This is a genomic window from Alishewanella sp. HL-SH05, from assembly GCF_052655985.1.
In genome coordinates this window covers 864,377-890,776 of sequence record NZ_CP199753.1, presented here as the reverse complement: position 1 = coordinate 890,776, position 26,400 = coordinate 864,377, and the positions used below count along the sequence as shown (strand labels likewise).

General features: G+C 45.9%; 24 protein-coding genes. 12 read left to right on the top strand and 12 right to left on the bottom strand.

Annotated features, from left to right (window positions below):
* Positions 1 to 193 precede the first annotated feature (193 nt).
* The 3 genes from ACUJFL_RS04015 to ACUJFL_RS04005 form a co-directional block, all read right to left on the bottom strand.
* On the bottom strand, positions 194 to 1,222 hold the full coding sequence (locus ACUJFL_RS04015) for a substrate-binding domain-containing protein (protein WP_445426189.1): 1,029 nt from the start codon (positions 1,220 to 1,222) through the stop codon (positions 194 to 196).
* 123 nt (positions 1,223 to 1,345) lie between these two features.
* Entirely contained in the window at positions 1,346 to 2,986 is a 1,641-nt protein-coding gene (locus ACUJFL_RS04010) for a methyl-accepting chemotaxis protein (RefSeq protein ID WP_445428566.1), read from the bottom strand.
* 198 nt (positions 2,987 to 3,184) lie between these two features.
* Complete coding sequence (locus ACUJFL_RS04005; RefSeq protein WP_226749448.1) at positions 3,185 to 3,475, bottom strand: high-potential iron-sulfur protein; 291 nt, start codon at positions 3,473 to 3,475, stop codon at positions 3,185 to 3,187.
* A 319-nt stretch (positions 3,476 to 3,794) separates the two neighbouring features.
* Between ACUJFL_RS04005 and ACUJFL_RS04000 the strand changes: the two genes are divergently transcribed.
* Positions 3,795 to 5,033, top strand: a complete 1,239-nt coding sequence (locus tag ACUJFL_RS04000) for a DUF819 family protein (RefSeq protein ID WP_445428565.1) — start codon at positions 3,795 to 3,797, stop codon at positions 5,031 to 5,033.
* A 63-nt stretch (positions 5,034 to 5,096) separates the two neighbouring features.
* Here ACUJFL_RS04000 and typA read toward each other — a convergent pair whose 3' ends face one another.
* Positions 5,097 to 6,932 carry a translational GTPase TypA gene (gene typA / locus ACUJFL_RS03995; RefSeq protein WP_226749446.1) on the bottom strand — a complete coding sequence of 612 codons (1,836 nt, stop codon included), beginning with the start codon at positions 6,930 to 6,932 and terminating at the stop codon, positions 5,097 to 5,099.
* A gap of 345 nt (positions 6,933 to 7,277) precedes the next feature.
* On the opposite strand from typA, the gene glnA reads away from it, so the two are divergent.
* From glnA to glnG, 4 genes are all read left to right on the top strand, one after another.
* Positions 7,278 to 8,687, top strand: coding sequence for a glutamate--ammonia ligase (gene glnA, locus ACUJFL_RS03990; protein WP_306177156.1), 1,410 nt, complete (start codon positions 7,278 to 7,280; stop codon positions 8,685 to 8,687).
* A gap of 131 nt (positions 8,688 to 8,818) precedes the next feature.
* Complete coding sequence (locus ACUJFL_RS03985; protein ID WP_226749444.1) at positions 8,819 to 9,325, top strand: DUF4124 domain-containing protein; 507 nt, start codon at positions 8,819 to 8,821, stop codon at positions 9,323 to 9,325.
* Between the two features lie 87 nt (positions 9,326 to 9,412).
* Positions 9,413 to 10,474 carry a nitrogen regulation protein NR(II) gene (gene glnL / locus ACUJFL_RS03980; protein ID WP_236128805.1) on the top strand — a complete coding sequence of 354 codons (1,062 nt, stop codon included), beginning with the start codon at positions 9,413 to 9,415 and terminating at the stop codon, positions 10,472 to 10,474.
* The gene (gene glnG, locus ACUJFL_RS03975; protein WP_226749442.1) at positions 10,471 to 11,883 is read left to right on the top strand and encodes a nitrogen regulation protein NR(I); all 1,413 of its coding nucleotides are present in this window, start codon (positions 10,471 to 10,473) and stop codon (positions 11,881 to 11,883) included. Before glnL ends, glnG begins: the two co-directional genes overlap by 4 nt.
* 32 nt (positions 11,884 to 11,915) lie before the next feature.
* Here glnG and ACUJFL_RS03970 read toward each other — a convergent pair whose 3' ends face one another.
* Entirely contained in the window at positions 11,916 to 12,443 is a 528-nt protein-coding gene (locus tag ACUJFL_RS03970) for a Spy/CpxP family protein refolding chaperone (RefSeq protein WP_445428564.1), read from the bottom strand.
* Positions 12,444 to 12,581: 138 nt separating this feature from the next.
* On the opposite strand from ACUJFL_RS03970, the gene ACUJFL_RS03965 reads away from it, so the two are divergent.
* From ACUJFL_RS03965 to ACUJFL_RS03955, 3 genes are read left to right on the top strand one after another with little or no spacing between them, the layout of a single operon-like run.
* Entirely contained in the window at positions 12,582 to 13,277 is a 696-nt protein-coding gene (locus ACUJFL_RS03965) for a response regulator (RefSeq protein ID WP_445428563.1), read from the top strand.
* Positions 13,277 to 14,680, top strand: a complete 1,404-nt coding sequence (locus ACUJFL_RS03960) for an ATP-binding protein (protein ID WP_445428562.1) — start codon at positions 13,277 to 13,279, stop codon at positions 14,678 to 14,680. The genes ACUJFL_RS03965 and ACUJFL_RS03960 overlap by 1 nt, the downstream gene beginning before the upstream one ends.
* Positions 14,680 to 15,723 carry an alpha/beta fold hydrolase gene (locus ACUJFL_RS03955; RefSeq protein ID WP_445428561.1) on the top strand — a complete coding sequence of 348 codons (1,044 nt, stop codon included), beginning with the start codon at positions 14,680 to 14,682 and terminating at the stop codon, positions 15,721 to 15,723. Before ACUJFL_RS03960 ends, ACUJFL_RS03955 begins: the two co-directional genes overlap by 1 nt.
* Positions 15,724 to 15,726: 3 nt before the next feature.
* On the opposite strand, the gene ACUJFL_RS03950 is transcribed toward ACUJFL_RS03955, so the two are convergent.
* Positions 15,727 to 16,191, bottom strand: coding sequence for a tRNA (cytidine(34)-2'-O)-methyltransferase (locus ACUJFL_RS03950; protein ID WP_445428560.1), 465 nt, complete (start codon positions 16,189 to 16,191; stop codon positions 15,727 to 15,729).
* A 169-nt stretch (positions 16,192 to 16,360) separates the two neighbouring features.
* On the opposite strand from ACUJFL_RS03950, the gene ACUJFL_RS03945 reads away from it, so the two are divergent.
* Positions 16,361 to 18,244, top strand: coding sequence for a putative bifunctional diguanylate cyclase/phosphodiesterase (locus ACUJFL_RS03945; RefSeq protein WP_445428559.1), 1,884 nt, complete (start codon positions 16,361 to 16,363; stop codon positions 18,242 to 18,244).
* On the opposite strand, the gene gpsA is transcribed toward ACUJFL_RS03945, so the two are convergent.
* Genes gpsA through ACUJFL_RS03925 form a run of 4 tightly spaced genes read right to left on the bottom strand, consistent with a single transcriptional unit; the run spans position 18,234 to position 20,449 of the window.
* The gene (gene gpsA, locus ACUJFL_RS03940) at positions 18,234 to 19,247 is read right to left on the bottom strand and encodes an NAD(P)H-dependent glycerol-3-phosphate dehydrogenase (RefSeq protein ID WP_226749435.1); all 1,014 of its coding nucleotides are present in this window, start codon (positions 19,245 to 19,247) and stop codon (positions 18,234 to 18,236) included. The genes ACUJFL_RS03945 and gpsA overlap by 11 nt on opposite strands.
* Complete coding sequence (gene secB, locus ACUJFL_RS03935; protein WP_226749434.1) at positions 19,247 to 19,735, bottom strand: protein-export chaperone SecB; 489 nt, start codon at positions 19,733 to 19,735, stop codon at positions 19,247 to 19,249. Before secB ends, gpsA begins: the two co-directional genes overlap by 1 nt.
* 19 nt (positions 19,736 to 19,754) lie before the next feature.
* Positions 19,755 to 20,012: a glutaredoxin 3 gene (grxC, locus tag ACUJFL_RS03930; protein ID WP_226749433.1), complete on the bottom strand. Its 258-nt coding sequence runs from the start codon at positions 20,010 to 20,012 to the stop codon at positions 19,755 to 19,757.
* 2 nt (positions 20,013 to 20,014) lie between these two features.
* Positions 20,015 to 20,449, bottom strand: coding sequence for a rhodanese-like domain-containing protein (locus tag ACUJFL_RS03925; protein ID WP_226749432.1), 435 nt, complete (start codon positions 20,447 to 20,449; stop codon positions 20,015 to 20,017).
* Positions 20,450 to 20,640: 191 nt separating this feature from the next.
* On the opposite strand from ACUJFL_RS03925, the gene gpmM reads away from it, so the two are divergent.
* The 3 genes from gpmM (at position 20,641) to ACUJFL_RS03910 (ending at position 24,214) form a co-directional block, all read left to right on the top strand.
* The gene (gene gpmM, locus ACUJFL_RS03920) at positions 20,641 to 22,185 is read left to right on the top strand and encodes a 2,3-bisphosphoglycerate-independent phosphoglycerate mutase (protein ID WP_445428558.1); all 1,545 of its coding nucleotides are present in this window, start codon (positions 20,641 to 20,643) and stop codon (positions 22,183 to 22,185) included.
* Positions 22,186 to 23,343 (top strand): murein hydrolase activator EnvC family protein, encoded by a 1,158-nt coding sequence (locus ACUJFL_RS03915; protein WP_445428557.1) that lies wholly within the window; start codon positions 22,186 to 22,188, stop codon positions 23,341 to 23,343. It begins immediately after the preceding gene.
* Between the two features lie 97 nt (positions 23,344 to 23,440).
* Positions 23,441 to 24,214: a divergent polysaccharide deacetylase family protein gene (locus ACUJFL_RS03910; RefSeq protein WP_226749429.1), complete on the top strand. Its 774-nt coding sequence runs from the start codon at positions 23,441 to 23,443 to the stop codon at positions 24,212 to 24,214.
* A gap of 111 nt (positions 24,215 to 24,325) precedes the next feature.
* On the opposite strand, the gene ACUJFL_RS03905 is transcribed toward ACUJFL_RS03910, so the two are convergent.
* Together ACUJFL_RS03905 and ACUJFL_RS03900 are read right to left on the bottom strand one after the other, a co-directional pair.
* Positions 24,326 to 24,697, bottom strand: a complete 372-nt coding sequence (locus tag ACUJFL_RS03905; protein ID WP_445428556.1) for a VOC family protein — start codon at positions 24,695 to 24,697, stop codon at positions 24,326 to 24,328.
* 69 nt (positions 24,698 to 24,766) lie between these two features.
* Entirely contained in the window at positions 24,767 to 26,098 is a 1,332-nt protein-coding gene (locus tag ACUJFL_RS03900; RefSeq protein ID WP_306177166.1) for a sodium-dependent transporter, read from the bottom strand.
* Positions 26,099 to 26,400 lie beyond the last annotated feature (302 nt).

The window sequence follows — 26,400 nt, the reverse complement described above, 5'->3', positions numbered from 1 at the left end:
TTTCGCACAGAGGACAATTAAGTGTGGGGCAGGATAACGCGCTAAAGTTGCAGTTTTATGACAGTCACAGCAAACAACCCTATTGTTTAGCACAAACTAAAAAAAACCACCTTTACAAGTATGCTGATCAGTTAGCGGTGAGGCTTAACTGACCTGCATTAACCTTGCAGGTGGTTTTTTTAGAATACTGAAATTACAGTGACTTTTTACTACGAATGGCCGCTAAGATTTCAGCACGCTCGTCGTCCGCCAATGGGATCAGACCGGCAAATTCTAGCGGACTAGCTTCACCCGATGCCGCATCCGATACAAAGTATTCAGCAAATTGCTGTAAACCAGGGATCACGCCAATATGCTCGCCCTTCACATAGAAAAACAATGGCCGTGACACTGGATAGGCGCCTGAAATAATGTTCTCAACGGTAGGAACAACACCATCAACAGTGGCCACTTTAATGCGGTCACGATTCGATTCATAGAAACTTAAACCAAATACGCCCACCGCGTCTTTTTGTGCTTGTAAACGCGCTAAGGTTTCAGTGTAATCACCTGCAATTTCAACTACGGCACCGTCAGTACGCATGGCTAAACAAAATTCACCCTGCTGATCCTTTGACATGGTTTTGATTTCAGGCAAAGACTTACACCCTTCTAAAACCACTTTTTCTTCGTACACTTCGCGCGTACCATGGTTAGAACCTGGGATGGCTAACAAGATACTTTGATCAGGTAATGATTTATCAATTTGCGACCAACGCGAGTAAGGGTTCGCAACCATTTTACCGTTTTGTGGCACTTGCGCTGCTTGCGCTAGAAAAACATGTTCAGGTTTTAAAGCAAAGGTTCCAGCATCTACTCGTGAGGCAAATACAATACCGTCATAGCCTATTTTTACTTCAATAATATTTTTAACACCATTGGCGTTACACGCCTCTACTTCCGCAGGGCGAATTTTCCGCGATGAGTTTGCTACATCAATAGTATTGGTACCAACGCCTTGGCAAAACTGACGCAAACCACCTGAAGAACCGCCTGAGCCCACAACAGGCGTCTTGAACTGAGCAAAGTTATTGCCAAATTCTTCTGCCGCAATAGATGAGAATGGCAGCACGGTAGACGAGCCAGCAATTTGAATGGTGTCACGGGCACTTTGCGCAGTTGCCGCAAAACTGATACTTAAAGCAGTGATTAAAGCCAGCTTAGAAAATTTTTTGATTTGCATAAATTCATTCCTAGTTTGCAGAAGTTTATCTCAACCCCAGTAGTCTGCCTGCGTAATATTGCATTAATGTGACAAACAAGAATTTGTTTATTTTACTTGGTGGTCATTGCACCTGCGTAAAGATTATTGAATTCGAAATTGCCGCCAACCGGCACTCAGTTGCTCCGCAACGGCCGAAAGTTGTTCACTCGCCTCAGCTGATTGTGCGGCACCATCATGCAGTTGCTGACTTGCCGCATGAAGCAAACTAATTCCGCTGACAAAGCGCGAAGTCACCGCCTGTTGACCCAAACTCGATAAAGCAATTTGTTGGTTAAATTGGGCTAGCCTGCTGACTTCTGCCGCAATATCCCGAAACACAGCTTCAGTGTTACGCGTCTGCAAAACACTACTCTCGGCCTGCTCTGAGGCTTGATCAATGGCGGCAACCGCATGATCAGCTTGTTGTTGCAAAGTATTAATCATCTCGCGGATTGATTCAGTCGCCGCCTTAGTATTTCCTGACAACGTTCGCACTTCATCAGCCACCACCGAAAACCCACGCCCTGCTTCACCGGCACGTGCAGCTTCAATCGCTGCATTTAACGCTAGTAAATTTGTTTGCTCTGAAATACTTCCAATCACTTCCAATACACTGGAAATTTTTCCTGCATCGCCTTGTAAACTTCGCATCAAATCGCGCGATCGCAACATGGTTTTCTCAAGAAGCTCTGAGCTTTGCATACTGAGTAACGCATCAGCACTGCCTTGTTGGCAAAGTTGTTGTGCTCGGGTCGCACTGTCGGTTGCCGCTGCGGTTTGACTGACCACTTGGTTTAGTGAGGCACTCATCTCTGACACCGCCAAGGCCAGCTGATCGGCTTGATGCGCCTGCTGCCCTGCCCCCGTATTGACTTGCTCACTAATGGTTTGTACTTGGCCGGCTTGTTGACTGAGCGCCGAAGAACTCGCTCCCAATTGCTGTAGTAGAACCGCAAAACGACCAAGCATTTGATTTAACGCTTTGGCCGCCTCTGCAATTTCATCATGACCTGCCTCATCAGCTCTTAAGGTGAGATCAGCCTGCTGTGATAATTGCAATAACATGTCACGCAACCGTTGCAGCGGTTGACTAACCGCAACACGGGTGCGCCAAATTAACGCTAACACCAATAGCAATAAAGCTGCACCGCCATATAAATAACCCTGTAGCATGGCTAAGGTTAATTGCTCAGCCTGATCGCGTACTTCGGCAGCGGTGGCAATTTGCTGTTCCACAAACTGCTCTGCTTGCACCGTAAACGGCGCAATGTGCTGTGACACTTCGTAAGTAATAGTCGATTCATTAAGAATTTTAACTAACAAGGCATCTGAACCAGCAAACTCTATCCATTGCTGATAATGCTGGATCGCCTTTGCAAAAGCAGTGTCTAATTGTTCAAGTAACACCGCATCCTCTGCCGTTTTGGCTATACGTTGATCGATAAACTGCTGCCAATGCTGTTCTGCCTGTAGCAGTAATTGTTCAACCTGCTGCTGAGCCTGCTCAGCGCTAATCCAGCCAGTTCGATACTGTTGTAACAAGCTTAAACCTTGTTGTTGCAAAAGTTTTTGCGGTGTCATCACATGCGTTAAAATCACCAAGTGCTGGGCATATAATTGATGAAATAAGCGGTCTTTGACCGTAGCTGCCCAAAAGCTGGCTAATAACACCACCACTAATAATATGCAGGGGATCAGCCCAAGTAGCACAACACGTTTAGCAATGGTAAGTTTAAGTCGCATGACACACCTGTCTTCATCCTAAAAGAGATACATTAACAAGCCGATATGGCTGTTTTATGACAGGACAATAAAGGGATAAGGCAGCAAACGAAGTGAATGAATAACTCAAGAGAATGACTATAATTGCGGCTCAACCAGCCGCAAAATAACCTGAGTTCAAACACTCTGGTTTAAACTCAGGTTGAGGTGGAGGCATCGTTAAGCTTTTTTAACCCAAGCAGAGCACCAGCCTTCAGAGGCCACTAATTTACCTGGGAAAATAGCACATGGGCGCCATTCATCACCATCGGCGCCTTGCGCTAAGCTACAATTTGCACATTTCTGATCGGCTTTCTCAGACTTGTGCGTGTATTTCATGGCGGCCGCTAATGGATCATCTAACTTTACCGGCTCGGCAGCAAAAGCTCTTAAGCTAACGCCACCCACGGTCATACCAATCACTGCACCGGCAGAGATCTTGAAAAAATTGCGACGATTAATATTATTCATGTTGTTTCTCCTGCATTGTTGCTTATTATAATACTGATGAATACGCGTTGTGGATTTGATAAGCATCAAGTTTCCACTGAGTTATGCCACGCCATCTTTAGTTTAACTATTGCCATGCAAAATTCAGTGTAGATGATTTCGTATTTATTAGCGCATAAATTTTTGCTTTGCAGCCCTCACCGCCATCAAACCTCGTTTTTACCGCTTTGGTCGCTTTTTCAATAGCGATTAAAAACGCATGCTAGCCAGCCCCACCCTGTCTGCGTTATTGTTGTTGTAAGCTGTAACAGGAAGCAAAAGACTTCAGGAAAACCACACCATGCAAAACTCTGCTGTTCTGTTTAACAATGATGCTGTGTTATTTGGCGTCATTACGGTCATTCTGGGGGTGGTATTTTATACCAGCCAAAGCAGTCACCGTTATTGCCAAGCGTTTTATCGTTTTGTTCCCGCCTTGTTACTTTGCTATTTTTTACCGTCACTGTTAAATACTTTTGGGTTAATCGATGCAGAAGGCTCGTCGATTTATCATGTCGCTTCACGTTACTTACTTCCCGCTAGCTTGGTGCTGTTTACAATAAGCGTCGACTTTAAAGCCATTTTAGGGTTGGGGCCTAAGGCCTTAATTATGTTTTTTACGGGTACCTTGGGCATTATGATCGGTGGGCCCATCGCGTTATTAATTGTTGGTAGCCTTGCGCCTGATGCTCTGGGTGGCGATATTTGGCGTGGCATGACCACCATTGCCGGTAGCTGGATTGGTGGTGGCGCCAATCAAACCGCGATGAGAGAAGTATTTAAAGTGGATAACACGATTTTTTCGGTGATGCTCACCGTTGACGTGATCATGGCGAATATTTGGATGGCGGTATTATTAATTTGGGCCAGTCGCGCTGAGAGTTTTGATAAGAAAACCGGAGCGGACACCAGCGCCATTCGTGAGTTAAAACAACGTATCGAACACTATCAAGCGCAGCATGCACGGATACCGCAACTGCATGATTTGATGTTGATTATTGCGGTAGGTTTTGGTGCCACAGCCATAGCGCATTTTGCTGCCGATGGTATTGCGCCTTGGATAGCCAAAGAAGCGCCACAATTAGCCAGGTACAGCCTGACCAGTACCTTTTTCTGGTTGGTGGTGGTAGCCACGACGCTGGGGTTATTATTATCGAACACCAAACTCAGAAAACTGGAAGCCGTAGGCGCATCTAAAATGGCGTCAGTGTTTTTATATATTTTGGTGGCCAGTATTGGTATGCAAATGGATATCCGCGCGATTTTAGATTACCCCATTATGTTTGTGGTTGGCGTAGTGTGGATGGCCATTCATGCCGGTTTACTGGTCATTGTGGCAAAGTGGATTAAAGCGCCATTGTTTTATCTGGCTGTGGGCAGCCAAGCGAATGTCGGGGGTGCGGCCTCGGCTCCCATTGTCGCAGCGGCCTTTCACCCGTCACTCGCGCCGGTCGGGGTATTATTAGCGGTACTCGGTTATGGTGTCGGCACTTATGGTGCTTATCTGTGTGGGCTTATGCTGCAGTTTGCTGCGCCTTAAGGTTGCTTTCTACACATAAAAAAAGCCAGCTTTCGCTGGCTTTTTTTATTACGGCTCTACCGATTAATCGGCTTTACGATTTGCACGCTTACGGTCGTTTTCCGTTAAATGACGCTTACGGATCCGGATTGACTTTGGCGTCACTTCAACTAATTCATCGTCGTCAATAAACTCTAACGCTTGCTCTAAAGCATAACGAATAGGTGGGACTAAGTTGATCGCTTCGTCAGTACCTGAAGCACGTACGTTAGTTAACTGCTTGCCTTTTAAACAGTTAACCGTCAGATCGTTGCTACGACTATGAATACCAATAACCTGACCTTCATACACTTCTTCAGCATGACCGATAAACATACGGCCGCGCTCTTGCAAAGAGAAAATCGCATAACCAGCGGCTTTACCCATCGCATTGGAGATCATCACGCCGTTCATACGTTGACCGATAGAACCGCCTTTATGCGGGCCATAATGGTCAAAGCTGTGGTACATCAAACCGGTACCAGAAGTAATCGTCATAAATTCCGTACGGAAACCGATTAAACCGCGGCTTGGCATCAGGAAGTCCATACGGTTACGACCTTTACCATCTGGTTGCATGTTGGTCATTTCGGCTTTACGTTCGCCCATCTTTTCCATGATGGTACCTTGATGCTGTTCTTCACAGTCAATGGTCACGTTTTCCATAGGTTCCATTTTCACGCCGTCTATGGTTTTCATAATCACTTCTGGCCGAGAAACCGCTAACTCAAAACCTTCACGACGCATGTTTTCAATTAATACACCTAAGTGTAATTCACCACGGCCTGACACTTTGAATTTGTCACCGTCTTCGGTTTCTTCAACGCGTAAAGCTACGTTGTGTTTCAGTTCGTTTTGTAAACGCTCTAAAATCTGACGTGAAGTAACAAACTTACCTTCTTTACCCGCGAAAGGTGAAGTGTTGACTTGGAAAGTCATGGTAACGGTGGGCTCATCAACTTGTAATGCCGGTAAAGGTTCAACCTTAGTGGTGCTACAGATGGTGTCAGAAATTTTTAATTCGCCTAAGCCGGTAAAGGCAACAATATCACCCGCTTGCGCTTCTTGTGTTTCGATACGCTCTAAGCCTAAGTAACCGAATACTTGGCCTACTTTACCGTTACGCTTAGTACCATCAGCACTCACGATCGTTACTTGCTGGTTCGGTTTTAATGAACCACGCTTGATGCGGCCGATACCGATAATGCCTAAGTAGCTAGAGTAATCTAACTGAGAAACCTGTAATTGGGTTTCGCCATTTAATTCAACAGCTGGAGGGGCAACATACTTGACGATAGCTTCAAATAAATCTGTGATGTCGTCTTTTTTCACGTCGGCTTCTAATGAAGCCCAGCCATTCAGACCTGACGCATACACAATCGGGAAGTCTAATTGGTCATCAGAAGCGCCTAAGTTATCGAATAAATCGAAAACTTGGTCGATAACCCAATCTACACGAGCACCTGGCTTATCAACTTTATTAATAACAACGATAGGCTTTAAACCATGAGCGAAGGCTTTTTGTGTTACGAAACGCGTCTGTGGCATAGGGCCTTCAACCGCATCAACTAACAACAATACCGAGTCAGCCATTGATAAAACACGTTCTACTTCACCACCGAAATCAGCGTGTCCTGGTGTATCCAGAATATTGATATGGTAACCGTTCCAACGTACAGAAGTGTTCTTAGCCAGGATAGTAATACCCCGCTCTGACTCCTGTGCATTTGAATCCATCATCCGTTCTTGTAACTTAGCACGGGCATCGAAGGTTCCGGATTGTTGCAACAGCTTGTCAACCATGGTTGTTTTACCGTGGTCGACGTGGGCAATAATAGCGATGTTACGTAATTTATCTAAATATGAAGCGGTAACGCTCATGAATATGTATCCTCTGTGGCACTAGATGACCATAATGACCACCAGGCAAACGCATTTTAAACTTAAGGGCGCATATTCTACTCTTTATTTGTCTGAAAGAAAAATTCCATGCGTGCTTTTACTGATTTTTTTTCAGGCGGTTAATTTTCCGCTACACTGAGAGCGAGCCCGCGAAGCACCAACTTGATGCAGTGAAGCACCATTTTAGTGCAAAGCTATCAACTGGCCGTGCTGATTTTTTTAAATAACTAATAGATACATAAACTTAGTATGTTGGCATATATCTGGCATTTAACAGGGCAACATACAATACAACTGCTCAAATTGGTTCACTTGGAGGACTGCATGTCTGTAGAAAACGTTCTGAAACTTATCAAAGAAAACGATGTAAAGTTTATCGATCTGCGCTTTACCGATACCAAAGGTAAAGAGCAACACGTCAGTGTACCGGTTAGCCAAATTTCTGAAGAGACATTTGAAGACGGTAAAATGTTTGACGGCTCTTCTATTACCGGTTGGAAAGGCATCAACGATTCAGACATGATTTTAATGCCAGACGCTTCTAGCGCTGTATTAGATCCCTTCTTTGAAGAAACCACGTTAAACATCACTTGTGATGTTATCGAACCAAGCACCATGCAAGGTTACGATCGTGACCCACGTTCAATCGCTCAGCGCGCTGAAGAGTATTTAAAATCTACTGGTATCGCGGATACCGTGTTGTTTGGCCCTGAACCAGAATTCTTTATGTTTGACGACGTGCGTTTCCACACGGACATGTCAGGTTCATTCTTCAAACTGAACTCTACTGAAGCCGCGTGGAACTCAGGCACGAGTTATGAAGAAGGTAACAAAGGCCACCGTCCGGGTGTTAAAGGCGGTTATTTCCCGTTACCACCAGTAGATTCAGGCCATGATATTCGTAGTGCCATGTGTATGGTGCTTGAAGAGATGGGCCAAGTGGTTGAAGCGCATCACCACGAAGTGGCCACTGCGGGTCAAAACGAAATCGCAACGCGTTTCAATACATTAACTAAAAAAGCAGATGAAGTTCAACAGCTTAAGTATGTAATTCACAACGTAGCACATATGTACGGCAAAACAGTTACCTTTATGCCTAAGCCATTAGTCGGCGATAACGGTTCTGGTATGCACTGCCACCAGTCTTTAGCGAAAGATGGCGTTAACCTGTTCGCAGGTGACAAATACGCTGGCTTGTCTGAAATCGCACTTTACTACATCGGCGGTATCATTAAGCACGCTAAAGCCATCAATGCTTTCACTAACCCATCTACTAACTCTTACAAGCGTTTAGTGCCACATTTCGAAGCGCCTGTGATGTTAGCGTACTCAGCGCGTAACCGTTCTGCGTCAATCCGTATCCCTCTGGTGCCTAGTGCAAAAGCACGTCGTATCGAGTGTCGCTTCCCGGATCCAGCAGCTAACCCATATTTAGCCTTCACTGCACAATTGATGGCGGGTTTAGACGGCATTCAAAACAAGATCCATCCTGGCGATGCCATGGACAAAGATTTGTATGACTTACCTGCTGAAGAAGCAGCCAACATTCCACAAGTGGCTACCTCTTTAGATGAAGCGTTAAACGAATTAGACAAAAACCGCGCGATCTTCACTAAAGGCGGCGTTATGTCTGACGAAATGATTGATGCTTATATTGGTATCAAGCGCGCGGAAGCCCGCAAAGTTGCAATGGCTGTGCACCCGCTTGAATTTGAATTGTATTACAGCGTGTAATATCAGTTAATTAAGTTTTTTCTGTGCATTAAAAGCTCACTTCGGTGAGCTTTTTTTTGTAGAATATTTAAGTATTTCCAGCTAAAGTTAAAAGAAGCGTCAGGAAGACGGAACTCAGGAATACAACATTAATGAAATTACTTTGGCTGTCACTGACATTATTACTCGTTGCCAACTCAACTTTGGCGCAAGAAAAGAAGATATTTGTCGGTCGTGATGCCAATGGTGTTTTGGTTTTTTCAGATAGCCCGTTACCCGGCTCAGAAGAAGTCAGTTTGCAAAGCCGACCTAATATCATGGAAGCAACAGACACACGCTTACCTGAAAAAAAGCCACCAGCCCCTGAGCCTTATACTGTCTCAATTACCCAACCTGAAAATGAAGCCACCGTTCGCGACAACACCGGTTCAGTTTATATCTCCGGCCGTATCAGTCCCCGTTTTCAGCGTGGCTTTCGCGTCAGGCTATTATTCGATGGTAAACCGCATGGCGAGCCACAGAACAGTGCGGTGTTTGTGTTGCGTGATGTTTATCGTGGAGAACACAACGTACAAATCGAACTTCTAGACCAAAACGGCAAGCTAATTGCAACAAGTCCTCTTACCATCTTCTATATGCATAGAACTCGTATAAATTAACCAAATTAGTGCATTGTCAGTGAAATTCAGGTTGTTCTGAGTTAAGCTTCACTTCCATAGCACCAAATTGGTGCAATAGGTAAGTTTATGACTCAGGACTCGTTTGCGATCTCACTGGTTGATCAGCTCACTACCGCGGTAATGGTGTTAGATGAAACGCTCAGCGTGTGTTATTTTAATACCGCCAGTTGTGCCGTTTTAGGCCTAGGCGAAAAAAAGCTTAAGCAACAGTTCTTTCCCGGTTTATTTCAACACATCGATTTAAAAGCCAATCATTTGTATAACGCGATGCAAAGCAAACAAGCTTTTAGCGTCAGTGACGTGCAAGCAGTATTAATTGATGGTCGTCATTTATTGTTAGATATCTCAGTCACTATTATTGAGCAACAGCCGATTTATTTGCTGCTGGAGCTGCGCCAAGTTGATCATCAACGCAAGATCAGTATGGAAAGCCTGCAACAACATCAGCATCTAGCCGCCCGTGAATTGATCCGTGGTTTAGCCCATGAAATTAAAAACCCCTTAGGCGGTTTAAGGGGTGCTGCGCAGCTGCTAGAAGAGTCACTGGATGATGAACAAAAAGAATACACCCAACTGATTATTGCCCAAGCGGATCGTCTTCGTAATTTAGTCGACCGTTTGCTCGGCCCTTATCGGCCCCCAAGTTTACAACAAAGTAATTTGCACCAGGTTGCAGAGCAAGTTCTTAAACTGGCGAACATGGATAATCCTCAACAAATTTATTTTCAACGGGATTATGATCCCAGTATTCCTGATTTTATGTTCGATCCCGAATTGTTAGAACAAGCCTTATTAAATATCGTACGAAATGCACAACAAGCACTCGTCGATGGCGGTCAAATCACGCTACAAAGCCGTATCTTGCATCAGCACACCTTGCACGGTAAGCGCTATAAGCTGGTTGCCTGCATTAAAGTCATCGATAACGGTCCGGGTATACCCGTGGCCATTCGTGACACATTGTTTTATCCAATGGTCAGCGGCAAAGCGGGTGGCACAGGCTTAGGCTTATCCATTGCGCAAACGCTGATCCATCAACAACGCGGTTGGATAGACTGTGAAAGCTGGCCGGGACATACCGGTTTTATGATTTATTTACCTATTTCAGACTGTGAGGATGATGTATGAATCAATTTGTCTGGATAATTGATGACGATAATTCCATTCGTTGGGTCTTAGAAAAAGCCTTAGCACGTACCGATATCCAATGTGAAAGCTTTGCCTCAGCCGATTTAATGCTGCAACGCTTAGAGTATGAACAACCGGCGGTTGTTGTATCGGATATTCGGATGCCCGGTACAGATGGCATGGCGTTACTTAGCAAGTTGCAAGAACTTAGCCCTGATTTACCCGTAATCATAATGACGGCGCATTCTGACCTAGACAGCGCCGTCAACGCCTTTAAACGAGGTGCTTTTGAATACTTGCCTAAGCCCTTTGATGTTAACGATGCTGTCGCCCTGATCAGTCGCGCTTTAGAGCACAGCAAAAACCAATTAGCCAAACAGCAACCGCTGCCACCGGCACTCAACCCAGAGATTATTGGTGAAGCGCCGGCCATGCAGGAAGTGTTTCGTGCTATTGGTCGCTTAGCCCGTTCCAGTATCAGTGTACTGATTAATGGGCAATCAGGTACTGGTAAAGAGTTGGTCGCGCGCGCCTTACATAAACACAGCCCTCGCTCAGAAAAACCCTTTATTGCCTTGAATATGGCTGCGATCCCAAAAGATCTGATTGAATCTGAGCTATTTGGTCATGAAAAAGGTGCGTTTACCGGGGCCAATACGCAACGTAAAGGACGTTTTGAACAAGCCGATAGCGGCACCTTATTTCTGGATGAAATTGGCGATATGCCGCTTGATGTGCAAACACGTCTGTTACGGGTATTAGCCGATGGCCAATTTTACCGGGTCGGCGGTCATCAGGCTGTCGGGGTAGATGTTCGTATTATTGCGGCCACCCACCAAAATTTAGAATTGCTGGCCCAAGAAGGGAAGTTTCGTGAGGATTTATTTCATCGTTTAAACGTGATCCGCGTGCATTTACCTACTCTAAAAGAGCGCCGCCAGGATATTGCTAAGCTGGCACGCCACTTCTTACAGCAAGCCGCAACGGAGCTTAATGTTGAAGCGAAAACGCTGAGCAAAGAAGCAGAATTATTTCTGACCGATTTAGATTGGCCAGGTAACGTGCGGCAATTAGAAAACACCTGTCGTTGGCTCACCGTGATGGCCAGTGGCAAACATATTGTGGTGGCCGATATGCCGCCAGAATTAACACAAAGCGGTAAAAACAGTTATAACTCGGTTACCGACGCAGTTCATGGTGATTGGCAAAGCTTGCTCGCGCAATGGGTGACGGAACGCTTAGCCGCAGGTGAAGAGAATATTTTGGCCGAAGCGGGCCCCGCTTTTGAGAAGATTGTGTTACAGCAGGCGCTGCATCATACGCATGGTCATAAACAAGAAGCCGCGCGCAAATTAGGCTGGGGCCGAAATACGCTAACGCGCAAATTAAAAGAGCTGGGCGTCGAATAGACGCCCAGCTGCTTATTTAAGCAGAACGTGCCTTAAGCTGAGCGCTCTGCTTTAGTACGACGGCCCTCAGGTTTACCTTCACCATCACGGCCCTCGCCTTTACTGCGGCGTTCTTCACGTTGGTTTTTCAATTGCTCACGTTGCGCAACGGTTAAGATCTGATTGATTTGATGACGTAATTGCAGCAAATGCAACTGTCGCTCTTCTTGCTTAGCACGACGCTTTTCTAGTAATAATTTTGCCGTTGTTTCATCAAACTGTGGCGCATCCATCAGTGCTTGCCAAGCTTGCTTGTCGGCCGCTCGCTCTTCTGCATCGCCCTGATTAGCCCGATGTTCGGCTAAGACAGCCGCAACGGCTTGCTTTTGTTCAGCAGACAAATCTAAGCTGGCTAACTGGCGCTTTAGCATCGCACCTGGTGCCATTTGTTGGCGCTTTTGTTGTTGCTGTTTATGTTGATGCGGTGCTTTTTCTGCTGAGTCTGGTGCTGCAGCCATGCTTGCAGAAGAAAAGGCGACGAGGGTGCCCAGGGTAAGTAATAAGGTTTTCGCTTTCATCATTTGCTCTCCGCTTAGTTGACTGTTACAGCTTAACTCAGCCAATGCAAAGCAACGCAAAGGACAGGTAAAGATTCTGTAAAGAGCCTGACAGTCTGAAAGTGACCACGTAAACTGACCTAAAGCAACAGGAGTAGTAGCATGCCAAAGATCTTGATGATTGATGACGACACTGAATTGTGTCAGCTAGTGGCGGAATATCTCGCACTAGATGGGTTAAGTTTCGAAGCAGTACACGATGGCCAAGCTGGGCTTGAACGTATTCAAACTGCTGCAGCCGATCTGATTTTATTAGATGTTATGCTACCCACTTTAGATGGCTTATCGGTATTAAAAGCATTGCGGGCCGGCCCTTATTGCCCCGTGTTAATGCTAACCGCCCGTGGAGATGACATCGACCGGATTCTGGGTTTAGAACTCGGTGCTGATGATTATTTGGCCAAACCGTTCAATCCAAGAGAATTGGTCGCCCGCATTAAGGCCATCTTACGCCGGGTTGAATTACTGCAACAAGAGCCGAGCCATGCAGTAAGCCTTATACATATTAATGATTTGAGTTTAAACACACAAAATCACCAAGTATTGTGCGCAGAACATCCGGTAAGCCTCACTGCCACCGAGTTTCAGTTACTGGAAATGCTGATGCGCAAAGCAGGCGAAGTGATTTCTAAAGAAGAATTGAGCAAAGTGGTGCTCGGTCGCCGATTACAAATGTATGATCGCAGTTTAGATATGCACATTAGTAATATTCGCAAAAAACTGGCGCAATTTAGCCCAAACGAAAAAATTCAAACCCTGCGGGGCAGTGGTTATTTATTTTTAAGTGATGGACACTGATGAAATTTCACTGGCTTAACCCGGTTAACTCGCTAGCCGGTCGCATCTTTATCTGGTTTTGGTTAGTGCTGATCCTGACAGTATCAAGCACCTTATTTTTAAGTAGACAATTGCTTGAAGATACCAAAATTCATCGCTTACCCAATAATATTGTCACGCAATTACAGCAGCAGATAAAACAATTTCAACGCGCCGAGTCGGTCGACAAGCTGCTCCGTTACTTAAAGCGGCAACAAAATCTACGCTGGGTCGTCGTTGATTTAGCGCAAAATCAGGTATTAACACCCGATGCCTTACCTCGTAACTTTGATCAAAACTGGTTATTTGAATTAAACCAGCTAAATCGGCCACGGCTGTTGCGGCATAATAATATGCATCTGGCGGGGCCTTTTATGCTAGAAATCGGCGAACAAACCCTAGCGCTTTACCAACAGCGTAACATGCCAAGTCAACCTTGGTGGAGCCTGCGCGGTTTATCCGAACCCATTCTGGTGCTGCTACTGCTCTTAACTTCGGCGGCAGCCAGCTTTATTTTAGCTATTTCCATTTCTAAGCCATTACGTGAACTGGTGCAACAAAACCTGTTGTTCGCTTCGGGTAAGTTGGATAGCCGAGTACCACGTTTAGCAAAACGTAAAGATGAACTAGGCCAACTTGGCCGCAGTTTTAATACCATGGCCGAGCGGATCAGCGCCTTATTGCATAATCAGCAACGCTTGATGCGGGATATTTCACATGAATTACGCTCACCCTTAGCGCGCGCGCAGTTGGTGTTGGGTTTAACCGAACGCCAACAAGATCTGCAACAATTACCGCGTTTAAAAAATGAATTAGAGCGGCTCGATGTGATGCTTGATGAATTATTAACCTACAGTCGTTTAGACGCAGGGCAATACCAACTGGATATCCATGCCTGTGATTTGGTCGCGTTAACCGAAGATGTGCTGCATTTAAATCAAGTCGATGCCGATGCTAAACAGCAACAATTACGCTATGTTGGCCCAGAGCAACTGTGGCTGCAAGCTGATAGCCGCCTTTTAGGCCGTGCCATTGAAAATATTTTACGGAATGCGCTTAAATATAGCCCCGAGCAAAGCACTATTGAATGCAGCATAAGTGCGCAGGCTAGCAGCGTAACCTTAAATATTCGCGATCATGGTTCGGGGATCCCGGCAGAACAGCTCGACAAAATCTTTTTACCGTTTTATCGGATCAGTGATAGCCGCACCAGCACCACCGGCGGTACGGGTTTAGGTTTAGCCATCGTGGCACAAATTATTCGCCAGCATCAAGGTAAGGTTGTGGCTAGCCTGCCCTCTGGTGCGGGCTTGCAAGTCAGTGTTACACTGCCGCTTACGCAACAACCGCCCACAACGAATACGGACGAACACGAAACCACCTAATGGCAGACGTTACTTTTAACCCAATCCAGCCGCTTGCCACTGAACAGCAGTTAACCAAACACTGGCCAGACACCTTGTTGCCATTTTGGAGACAAATGCAACACGGCCAGTTTGCTGGAGTGGCCGGTGTGCCGATACATTACAGTTATCATTTAACCCCCGGAGCGCACACGGCGTGGGTGATCAGTAGTGGCCGCATTGAAACGGCAATTAAGTACAGCGAATTAATGCTCGAATTAACCACTGCCGGTTATAGCGTGTTTATTTTAGATCATCGTGGACAGGGGCGTTCCGGTCGCATGTTACCCGACTCACAACTGGGCTATGTTGCAGATTTTGCTGATTATCAGCATGATTTAGAGAGTTTTTTACGGCAAGTGGTCAAACCGGCGGCACATCAAAAACATGTATTACTGGCCCATTCAATGGGCGCAGCTATTGCCGCAGGCTTAATTACTCAGCCACCTTGGCAGGAATGGCAGTCGTTTTTCTGCGCAGCGATCCTTTGCTCGCCGATGTTCGGCATTTATACTGGCATGGTACCTTCTAACGTAGCTGAACCGCTCGCCATGCTTTATTGCCAGTTACGGCGCTGGTGGCAGCCTAATGCCCCGCGTTATTTCCCGATGCAGTTAGCTTACAAAGATAAAGCCTTTGCCCATAATGAATTAACTCAAAGCCAAGCACGCTATCAAGCTTTACGTCATTGTTATCAAACCGAGCCACAACTGCAACTGGGTGGCGTAACATGCACTTGGTTACATCAAGCTATTTTGGCGATGAAACGTTTACGCCGCAGCGCGCAACACTGCCAAACACCAGTCTTGTTGTTACAAGCCGGCGCCGATCAAGTGGTGGCTAACCGTGCGCAACAGGTTTGGTTTAAGCAATTACCTACAGCGCTACCACATAGCTTTAAAGTAATTGAAGGTGCCAAGCACGAGCTTTTGATGGAGCAAGACAACTTACGCCAACAAGCCTTGGCTCACATCAATCAGTTTTTACAACAGCTGCCTACTCACGCTAACAACGCGCTGAAATAAGGCTTAAACCCCCGCCAAAAAATCATGCTGTCGCCACGCTTCGTAGCTAACAATAGCGACACTATTGGCCAAATTTAAGCTGCGCGCCCCCGCCTGCATGGGAATGCGAATTTTCTGCTCGCTGGGTAATTGATCGCGTACTGCATCAGGTAACCCGCTGGTCTCAGAGCCAAATAACAACACATCATCTGGCTGATATTGCACTTGATGGTAAAAGCGCGTGCCTTTAGTGGTGACTGCATAAATGCGCCGCCCCTGCATTGCCTCGGCAAATTGCTGATAATTGGCATAGCGCGTGAGACGCGTTAAATCGTGATAATCTAAACCTGCGCGGCGTAATTTCTTCTCTTCAAAATCAAAGCCCATTGGTTCAATGATATGCAATTGACAGCCATTATTCGCCACTAAACGAATGATATTGCCCGTATTCGGTGCTATCCGCGGTTCAAACAATGCCACATGAAACATTACTAATTAATCCTTGTTGTCTTTGTAGTACAAAGGTACTATCTGGAGTTGACCACGCAATGCGTACTGCTAGAAATCCAACTGTTATTTCTAGTTTACACACTGTACCCGCTGAGCAAAAAGCTCTATAGTTAAAGTTGGTCAGAAATTAACCTAGGAAAGTTTCGCAATGACCCACCTTAAAAGCACGTTTTGCGTAGCGTTATTTAGTATCAGTTTGCCTGCTACAGCGGCAAACCAGCCTTTTATGGAAGGCGCCTTTTTGCTCTCTACCTTGACAATCTGTCTACTGGTAGTGGCCTTGATCTTAACCATGCGCAGCTTGGCGATAAAAAGTCATAAGCTCAAGCAATTTCGCACCAGTTTTAGTGATCTGCTCAGTGAAACTTCAGGCGTTATTGCTGTATTGGATAAAAACCTGGTGCTGCGCAATGGTAGCGGCACGCTAAAGCGTTTATTAAAAGCCGATGACAGCGCAACTATTTCTGCTCCGCTTAATTTATATGCCGATCCTGATGGCAAAACATTATTAGACAACGACATTAAACTGGCTTTACGCACAAATGGAAAGTGGCAAGGCGAAGCTTGGCTATTAAATGAGCGGCAACGCGAAGCCTTTGAGCTAAGTATTCACAGTGTGCAGCCAGATAACGTGCGTAATACAACTTACCTTATGTATGGCCAAAACATCAGCGAACTGCGCAAAGAAAATCAGTTACAGTTGCAGCAACAAACCCGTGATAGTTTGACCTTATTGCCCAATAACAAAGTGTTTGATGAATTACTGAAAATGGTATTACAAAGCTGTGATGCTCATTATCCTTCAGCCGCGGTCATTTTTATTCATTTAACACCCAGCTATGGCAGCGAGCACAACGAAGCCAAATTACAGCAACAACTCCCCGAAATTGCGGCCAAGCTACAACAGGTGCTGCCACGTAAACTGCTGTTAGCTCGCTATAAAACCGATGGCTTTGTGGTATTAGTACCGCCCCATCTGTGTAACCACAACAGCAGCATTTATTTAAACCAGCTAGCACACAAAATTTTAGCCGGCATTAATCAGCCCGGCAGCGATGACAGCAAGGCTATTGAGGTCTTTGCCCACCTAGGCATCAGTATCAGCCCTAACGACGGTATCGATGCCGAAAGCCTCTTGAACAGTGCTGAAAAAGCGGCATATAAAGCTTCACAACAAGGCCAAAACAATCTGTGCTTTGCCGATAGCGGCAGCCAAGAACAAGCCCCAGATTATTTAGCCATGGAAACCGAATTATATCGCAGTGCTGCCCAAGGCGAATTCGAGTTGTATTACCAACCTAAGTTCAGCATTAGCAGCAATCGGATTATCGGTTACGAAGCCCTGCTACGCTGGCCTAGCCCACGTCGCGGCATGTTACCGCCACCAACCTTTATGCCCTTAGTAGAAGAAACCGGCCTCATTATTAGTTTGGATCGCCTGGTGTTCCGTAAAGCCTGTCAGCAAGTGAAATACTGGCAACAAACCGGGTTAATGCGTGGCCGTTTAGCACTGAACATTTCTAACCAACAATTCGAGCAAGCTGACTTCTTGCGCTTTATGCAAAACACCTTGCAAGATGCCGAGGTTAGCGCCAGTTTATTTGAATTAGAATTACCCGAGACGATTTTTACTCAACCCACGGTGTGGTTACGTGAACGGATGCATAGCTTGGATAAGATGGGCTTTCGTTTAATTTTAGATAACTTTGGTGAAGGGGTGTCCTCTCTAACCCAGTTACGGCAACATCCGTTGCATGGTGTGAAATTATCGCCCACGCTAACCAAGTATATTGAACAGCAAGAACAGCAACGTAATATCTGCGCAACGTTAATCCGCTTAGCCAATTACCTGACTCTGGATGTTACCGCGACGAATATCGAAACAGAGATGCAGGCATATTTGCTGCATGTGATGGGCTGTGATAATCAGCAAGGTCACCGCTTTAGTAAAGCCGTGCCCGCTGATGAAATTGGTCAATTATTACTAAAAGAAAATAACCTGCTGAACAACACGAGCCTGGCTAGTGGCTAGTTTCGTCTTTGCGCTCGCGGCCTAACAAGTGTTGGGCTGCTAAGCGCGCATCCTTACCTTCATACAACACCTTGTACACTTGCTCTGTTATGGGCATTTCCACGCCCATACGTGCAGCTAAGTTAAACACCTCTTTGGTATTGCGGTAACCTTCAACCACTTGGCCAATGCTCTCAATGGCTTCAGCGACAGACTTACCCTCGCCTAACAATAAGCCGAAACGCCGATTACGCGATTGATTGTCGGTGCAGGTTAAGACTAAATCGCCTAACCCGGCCATACCCATAAAGGTATCTTTTTGCGCCCCCATAGCACAGCCTAAACGACACATCTCGGCTAAACCACGGGTGATCAGTGCAGTTCGCGCATTGGCACCAAAGCCAATGCCATCGGCCATACCTGCGCCAATGGCAATAACATTTTTTACCGCACCGCCCAACTGCACACCAATAAAGTCGGGGTTGGTATAAACGCGAAACGTTTTCGCGCAGTGCAATAAATCAGATAATTCTTGAATAAAAACAGCATCGCTGGAAGATAATGAAATAGCGGTAGGTAAACCTGCGGCCATCTCTTTTGCAAAGGTAGGGCCGGATAACACCGCTAAGGCAATTTGCTCACCCAAGATATCGCGGGCGACATCTTGTAATAAACGCCCAGTATCAGGCTCTAAGCCTTTTGTAGCCCAAGCCACTCGGGATTTTGCAGTGAGTAATGGCTTAATTTGCTGAAGCGTAGCGGCGAAAGCATGACTAGGTACTACCATCAAAATATCATTGCTCGTTTGCACGGCAGCCGTTAAATCCGCGGTCACTTGCAAAGTTTTCGGTAAGGCAATGCCAGGCAGATATTTTTGGTTTTCACCTTGTTGCTGCATTAAAGCCATTTCGGCGGCGTTACGACCCCACAAGGTAATAGGGTTGCCGTTACGCGCCAAACAAATAGCAAGCGCGGTGCCATAAGACCCCGCGCCAATAACGGTAATAGCAGAAGGCTGCAACATTACGCGTTCAGTTGTGGTGATTCAGCCTGACGTTGCTGCAAATATTGCGCAAATAAGGCATCAAAATTCACTGGCGCTAAGTTTAACTGTGGGAAAGTACCACGGTTAACTAAGTTTGAAACAGCTTCACGGGCATAAGGGAACAAAATGTTCGGGCAGAATGACGCTAACATGTGAGCCATTTGCGCTTCTTCCATTTCACCAATAGAGAAGATACCCGCCTGTTGCACTTCGCATAAGAAAGCTGTTTCATCACCGACAGTGGTGGTTACTGTTAAAGATAAAATAACTTGATAGACGTTATCTTCAATTTTGTCGCTGCGGGTATCCAGATCTAACTTAACTTCTGGTTTCCATTCTTTACGGAAAATAGCAGGTGCGTTTGGTGCTTCAAATGAAACATCCTTAACAAAAATACGCTGAATGGCAAATTGTAGACCCTGTGCAGTTTGATCTGCTGCAACGCCGTTTGCTTGTTGTTCGGCCATGATAAATCCTATGTTAATGTTATGCTTGTAGTAATGAGTCGAGTTTGCCAGCTGATTCCAGCGCAAACATATCGTCGCAACCGCCAATATGCTGATTGGCAATAAAAATTTGTGGTACGGTACTGCGTCCACCGGCGCGTTCGATCATTTCAGCTCGACGCTCGGTTTCAACATCAATTCTGACTTCTTGATACGCAACTTTCTTCTCGCGTAATAACATGATAGCCCGAACACAATAAGGACAATACGCCTTAGTGTAAATAGTCACTTCTGCCATTATTACCTCTTCGATTTCACTACGGGTAAGCTAGCACCTGTCCAAGCACTCATACCACCTTGTAGCGTAGAGACTTTGGTAAAGCCTTGCTTAGCCAGAGCTGATGCCGCTCGATTTGCGGTCATGCCGGTTTGACATACTACAATAATGGGCGCATCTTTTTGCTTTTCAAGGCCTGCCAGCTGTTGCTTATCAATTTGTGCCTGCGTTAGGTGCTTGGCATCGGTAATATGCCCTTTAGCAAATTCAGCTTCTGTGCGGATATCGACTACTACGGCATTTTCACGGTTTACCGCTAAAGTCAGTTGGGTTGGCGACACCGGCTTAATGGCAGAAAGCAACGAACTGATCCAGCTGCCCACAATTAACACCACCAATAATGCCCAAACGCCGCTCAGCAGCGGATGATTGCTGATAAATTCGATAACTTGATCCATAACGTCAATATTCTTCTCGTTGAAAACAAAACAGCGTTGAGTATACCGATTTTACATAAAATCCACAGCTAAAAATCGGTTTAAAAGCACTCAGCAAGCGTTAGAAAACGAATGATCACTGGAGAATTAACAAAAAATCGGTAAGATAATGTCTCATCCTCATTACCTGCTATTTTGTTCATGGAGTTTGTATGCACCCAGCTAAAAAACCTTTAGTCTTATTAATTCTCGACGGTTGGGGTTATCGCGAACAAACCGACAACAACGCCATTGCTCAGGCTAATACCCCGGTGATGGACAAACTATGGCAAGACTACCCTCACAGTTTAATTTCGGGTTCGGGTTTAGATGTTGGTTTGCCAGATGGGCAAATGGGCAACTCTGAAGTGGGCCACGTTAACTTAGGCTCAGGCCGTATTGTTTATCAAGACTTTACTCGCATTACCAAAGCCATTGCCGATGGTGATTTCTTTGAAAACCCAACTTTAGTAACAGCGGTGCAAAAAGCCGTGGCCGCAGAGAAAGCGGTGCATATTATGGGGCTGCTATCACCCGGTGGTGTGCACAGCCACGAAGAACACCTACTGGCCATGGTAAAGTTGGCAGAGCAGCAAGGCGCCAGCCGCATCTATGTGCATGCGTTTTTAGATGGACGTGATACCCCTCCTCGCAGTGCTGAGGCTTCAATCAAAGTGTTTGAAGAACACTTTGCCACTTCGGGTAAAGGACAAATTGCTTCAATTATTGGTCGTTACTATGCCATGGACCGCGACAAGCGCTGGGACCGTGTGCAACAAGCCTATGACCTACTAACCCAAGGCAAAGGTATTTATCAATATGATAGTGCCTCTGCAGCACTTGCCGCCGCTTATCAGCGCGATGAGAACGATGAATTTGTTAAAGCCTCTGCCATCCGCACCGGCGATCAACAAACCATCAGTATGCAAGACGGCGATGCCCTCATTTTTATGAATTTCCGTGCCGATCGGGCCAGACAATTTAGCCACGCCTTTGTGGATGCCAACTTCGATGGTTTTGTGCGCCAGCATCAGCCTAAACTCAGCAGCTTTGTCATGCTGACCGAATATGCTGCCGATATTCCCGCGCCGGTCGCTTATCCACCAGAAAGCCTTAATAATGTGTTAGGCGAATGGTTAGCCAAGCATCAAAAAACGCAGTTGCGTATTTCTGAAACGGAAAAATATGCGCACGTTACCTTCTTCTTTAGCGGAGGACGTGAAGACCTGTTTGACGGCGAAGAGCGGATTTTAATTCCATCGCCGCAGGTCGCGACTTACGATCTGCAGCCAGAAATGAACTCAACCGAATTAACCGACAAACTGGTCGCGGCCATTCACAGCGGTAAGTTTGATGCGATCATTTGTAATTATCCGAATGGCGATATGGTTGGCCATACCGGTATTATGAGTGCCGCAATTAAAGCCGTTGAAGCCGTTGATAGCTGTATTGGCAGAGTGGTAGCCGCCTTGCAAGAAGTTGGTGGCGAATGCTTAATTACCGCAGATCATGGTAACGCTGAAATGATGCAAGATCCGCAATCTGGTCAAGCTCATACCGCCCATACCAGCGGTCCAGTGCCGTTAATTTATGTAGGGCGTCAGGCTAAAGTTATCGAAGGCGGTGTACTCAGTGATATTGCACCGACCATGCTGCATCTGATGGGTATGCCAAAACCAGATGAGATGACCGGCAAAGTGTTGATGCAAGTTAACTAAATGCCACCATCGCACAGCAAGACACCCTTTATTATTTGGCAGCTTGGGCTGCTGGTGTTTTGCTGTGTGTTTTTCAGCACGGCGCAGGCGCAACAAAAACCGCAAGCCGAGCGTGAATTACAGCAACTGCAAAATCAAATTAAGCGTACTGAACAGCAAGTAAAACAGCAGCAACGCCAATTGCAACAAGCGGAGCAAAAACTGCAACAAGCAGACAGAGCCCTGGCGGAGGCTTCAGGCAAAGTTCGGCAAACCAGCCAACGTAAACAACAGCTTGAACAAGAAAGCGCTAAGCTAGAAAAACAACAAGCTAAATTGCAGCAACAATTAAATGAACAACAAACGCTACTGGCCGCCCAATTAAAAAGTGCTTACAGTATGGGGCAGCATGATTATTCTCGTTTGCTGTTGAATCAACAAGATACCGGCAAATTAGAGCGCGTACTGACTTACTATCAGTACTTTAACCAAGCGCGCATTCGGCAATTAGCCAAGATCAATCAAACGGCGCAAGATTTGGCCCATATTATGGCCAAACTCGATGAGCAGCAGCAATTATTAGCCCGCGAATTAAGCGCCTTAGAAAAGCAGCAGCAACAATTACAAAGTGCACGTAGCAGCCAACAAGATTCAGTTCAACAATTACAAACCTTACTGAAACAACAAGGCAATCAGCTTAGCTACCTACGCCAAAATGAAAGCAGCCTGCAAAATACGATCAACGAATTACGCCGCCTTGCTGATCTGAACAAAGATATGAGCGGCCTCAGCAGTGGTAAAGGTCGTTTTCCATGGCCCTTAAAAGGTCAGTTGTTGCAACGTTTTGGGCAAAATCGGCAAGGTGGTATGCCCTCTCGTGGCATCCTGATCCGCGGCATAAATGGCAGTAACGTGCAAGCTATCGCCGATGGCCGTGTGATTTATGCTGATTGGTTAAAAGGCTATGGCTGGGTTATCGTATTAGATCATGGTGCAGGATTTATGTCGTTATACGGCCATAATCAAAATCTGTTAAAACAACCAGGAGCACAGGTAACGAGTGGTGAAGCGATTGCATTGGTCGGCGCCAGTGGTGGACAAGCCGACGCGGGGTTATATTTCGAGATCCGCGAAAAAGGGGAAGCGGTTAATCCCTTAAGCTGGCTTTCTCGTCAATAAATAACTGTTTAAAATCATCTTTAACGCTTACTATTCGCCATAATCTATAAAGTGTTAAAGCTGTCGGAGTCCCGGCATTAAAAAGGAAAGTGTTGTCGTGCGTTTGAGTTTGTTGCTGTCTGCTGTTTTACTTTGTGTGAGCTCGGTTACCGCAGCAGCACCCCGCATTGCCATTATCATCGATGATATTGGCTATCAACGTAACGATCTGAAAATGGTCGAATTACCCTATCAGCTAACTTACGCCGTATTACCGCATACCCCTTATGGCAAACAAGCGGCCGAACAAGCCTTTATGTTACAAAAAGACGTGATGCTGCATATGCCGATGGAAGCCACTCATCGTAACAGTTTAGGCCCCGGTGCCTTAACGCAAGAAATGTCGAAACAGCAAGTGCAATTGACGCTGCAACAAGCGCTGGCTGATATTCCTTATGCGATTGGTATTAATAACCATATGGGTAGCCTGTTTACTGCCTTAGAGCAACCCATGGCGTGGACCATGGAATATTTGCAACAACGTCAGCTATTTTTTATTGATAGCCTTACCACACCGCAGAGCACCGCACGCCGTTATGCGAAACAATACAACGTGACCATTTTATCGCGGCATGTCTTTTTGGATAACGAACAAAACCAACAAGCGCTAGAAAAGCAATTTAAGCAATTGCTGCAAATTGCCCGGCGCCATGAAACCGCTATTGCTATCGGCCACCCCTACCCTGAGACTTATCGTTTTTTACAACAACGCTTACCGCAGCTACAAGCAGAAGGTATCGAATTAGTTGGGATCTCCGCACTGTTGCCTGAAAGTCATCAAGTGATCGCTGCCGGTTTTACCGAGCCAGCCAGTTATAGTCCTGAAGAATAAACTAAAGCGCATTTCATGCGCTCTGCTATCAAGCCTAAAGGCGTCAATGCGCTGCAGTAACGCCGTTTACTCACTTAACGCCTACGTGCAGCCAGAATGGTCTGTTGCGGTTTAAACGTGTTGATCAAACAAGATAGTATTACCATCAGGATCGGTCACTGCAAAACTGCCTGGGCCACGTTCATTTTTCAACTGCTGTTGACTAAGCTCGATGCCTTGCGCCGTTAATTGCTCAGCAATTTGACGCACATCCGTAAAACTAGGCAACGCTTGCGCATGTTGATCCCATCCCGGATTAAAGGTCATGATGTTGTGTTCAAACATACCTTGAAACAGCCCAATATTGGTGTCGCCATTTTTCATAATAAGAAAACGGTGCGCCAGCTCACCGGCATACACCGTAAAACCTAGCTTTTCATAAAATGCTTGTGATACCGCTAAATCTTTTACCGCTAAACTGATTGAAAAACAGCCGACATTCATAAAAAAGCTCCATTAAAAAAAGCCTAAGCAATGGCTTAGGCTTGGTTAAATAAGCTTAGCAGATCGCCATTATAACGACCGGTAAAACATCACAGCGATCACCAGCGGACAAACAAATTTCACATACCAGGGCCAAATGCGCCAGAACCAACTGTATTCCGCATTCGCATCAGCGGTTTTTAAGTCTTGTAAAATGTCATTACGATGCCAGATCCAGCCAGCAAAAATGCACAGCATTAAACCGAGCAGTGGCTGGCTGTAACGCGTAGTTAGGGTAATCACGAAGCCAAACAAACTGTCAAAATTCAGCAAAATAGTCGCGCTAGCAATAAAAATAATCGCTGCGACTAACCATACGGCTTTCTTACGAGCCACTTTTTGGTGTTCAACCACGTAAGATACCGGTACTTCTAACATTGAAATAGACGACGTAAGGGCCGCAATCGACATCAATAAGAAGAACGTTAGGCCAACGAACAACCCGACCAAGCCCATCGTGTTAAACAGTGACGGTAACACGGTAAAAATTAAGGTATCTTCAGCAAGCAACTGGCCACTTTCATTGAAAATTTCGACTCCGTTATTAAGTGCTACATACATAGCAGGAATAATCACTAAGCCTGCCAGTACCGCAACACCGATATCAATTAAAGATACCGCCGCCCCTAAGCGCGGTAAGTTTTCACTATGGCTCACGTAAGAGCCATAAATCAGCATAGTACCCACCCCTAACGACATGGAGAAAAAGGCTTGGCCCATCGCGCTGATCAGCAAGTTAGGATTAAGCACTTCGGCAAAGTCAGGCAACAGATACACTTTTAAACCATCCATTGCGCCGTCTTGCGTCATAACATAAGCAAACAACAACAACATAATGACGAACAAGGTTGGCATTAAGCGAACTGACCAACGTTCGATACCATCTACCACGCCGCCGCTGACAATACCCACGGTTAGCAACATAAAGAACGCACAAAATAGCAGGTTGCGCTCTAACGAAAAGGTGACCAGCCAGTTAGCCAAGTCAGTTAAACCAGCAATATTAGCGACGGCTTCCAGCGCATAGGAAATCATCCAGCCACCAACAATGCCATAAAACGCCAAAATCAGTGATACCGTGATCAGACCCATCACCCCGACTGCTCGGCCAGAAATACCCCGCGACACCTGACCTAAGGCATCGACCACATTCGACTTGGTGGCACGGCCAATTAATAACTCTGCCATCAATACTGGGTATGCCAATAAAAACGCTAATAGTAGGTACATTAAAACGAATGCGGCGCCGCCATTACTGGCTACCTGCGATGGGAAGCCCCAAATATTTCCCAAACCAACAGCTGAACCTGACGCTGCCAGCACAAAGCCGATCCTCGATGAGAACTCTCCGCGTATAGCCATAAAACAACCTTTTTTATAATTATGTAATTAACCTGAACTTGAGTTGTGGTGGGTCGCGCTTTGCGCCAACCGGGTGTTAAGTTGCCACACCCTGCAATAAAACTGTTTTTATCTGTATTTATTTTTTGCTGCTTGAATATATCGCATAACGCCAACGTGTTCTATGGAATGTTCAAGCACAATGCCAGTATTACGCTGATTTTCGTCGCTACTGCGACGACTTAATCCAAACAACGCTATCACAAGACAACAGCGATGAAGTTATGGCCTGAATTAAGGTTATTCAGGGAAGATAATTTGTA

Coding starts and splice junctions, on each gene's coding strand:
- ACUJFL_RS04015 (WP_445426189.1), bottom strand. CDS start 1,222: ATGCAAATCAAAAAATTTTCTAAGCTGGCTTTAATCACTGCTTTAAGT.
- typA (WP_226749446.1), bottom strand. CDS start 6,932: ATGAGCGTTACCGCTTCATATTTAGATAAATTACGTAACATCGCTATT.
- ACUJFL_RS03905 (WP_445428556.1), bottom strand. CDS start 24,697: ATGAATGTCGGCTGTTTTTCAATCAGTTTAGCGGTAAAAGATTTAGCG.
- ACUJFL_RS03925 (WP_226749432.1), bottom strand. CDS start 20,449: ATGGATCAAGTTATCGAATTTATCAGCAATCATCCGCTGCTGAGCGGC.
- ACUJFL_RS03950 (WP_445428560.1), bottom strand. CDS start 16,191: ATGTTTCATGTGGCATTGTTTGAACCGCGGATAGCACCGAATACGGGC.
- ACUJFL_RS03960 (WP_445428562.1), top strand. CDS start 13,277: ATGAAATTTCACTGGCTTAACCCGGTTAACTCGCTAGCCGGTCGCATC.
- ACUJFL_RS03915 (WP_445428557.1), top strand. CDS start 22,186: ATGCCACCATCGCACAGCAAGACACCCTTTATTATTTGGCAGCTTGGG.
- ACUJFL_RS04010 (WP_445428566.1), bottom strand. CDS start 2,986: ATGCGACTTAAACTTACCATTGCTAAACGTGTTGTGCTACTTGGGCTG.
- ACUJFL_RS03985 (WP_226749444.1), top strand. CDS start 8,819: ATGAAATTACTTTGGCTGTCACTGACATTATTACTCGTTGCCAACTCA.
- glnG (WP_226749442.1), top strand. CDS start 10,471: ATGAATCAATTTGTCTGGATAATTGATGACGATAATTCCATTCGTTGG.
- ACUJFL_RS04000 (WP_445428565.1), top strand. CDS start 3,795: ATGCAAAACTCTGCTGTTCTGTTTAACAATGATGCTGTGTTATTTGGC.
- ACUJFL_RS03945 (WP_445428559.1), top strand. CDS start 16,361: ATGACCCACCTTAAAAGCACGTTTTGCGTAGCGTTATTTAGTATCAGT.
- grxC (WP_226749433.1), bottom strand. CDS start 20,012: ATGGCAGAAGTGACTATTTACACTAAGGCGTATTGTCCTTATTGTGTT.
- glnL (WP_236128805.1), top strand. CDS start 9,413: ATGACTCAGGACTCGTTTGCGATCTCACTGGTTGATCAGCTCACTACC.
- ACUJFL_RS03970 (WP_445428564.1), bottom strand. CDS start 12,443: ATGATGAAAGCGAAAACCTTATTACTTACCCTGGGCACCCTCGTCGCC.
- gpsA (WP_226749435.1), bottom strand. CDS start 19,247: ATGTTGCAGCCTTCTGCTATTACCGTTATTGGCGCGGGGTCTTATGGC.
- ACUJFL_RS04005 (WP_226749448.1), bottom strand. CDS start 3,475: ATGAATAATATTAATCGTCGCAATTTTTTCAAGATCTCTGCCGGTGCA.
- ACUJFL_RS03955 (WP_445428561.1), top strand. CDS start 14,680: ATGGCAGACGTTACTTTTAACCCAATCCAGCCGCTTGCCACTGAACAG.
- ACUJFL_RS03965 (WP_445428563.1), top strand. CDS start 12,582: ATGCCAAAGATCTTGATGATTGATGACGACACTGAATTGTGTCAGCTA.
- gpmM (WP_445428558.1), top strand. CDS start 20,641: ATGCACCCAGCTAAAAAACCTTTAGTCTTATTAATTCTCGACGGTTGG.
- secB (WP_226749434.1), bottom strand. CDS start 19,735: ATGGCCGAACAACAAGCAAACGGCGTTGCAGCAGATCAAACTGCACAG.
- ACUJFL_RS03900 (WP_306177166.1), bottom strand. CDS start 26,098: ATGGCTATACGCGGAGAGTTCTCATCGAGGATCGGCTTTGTGCTGGCA.
- glnA (WP_306177156.1), top strand. CDS start 7,278: ATGTCTGTAGAAAACGTTCTGAAACTTATCAAAGAAAACGATGTAAAG.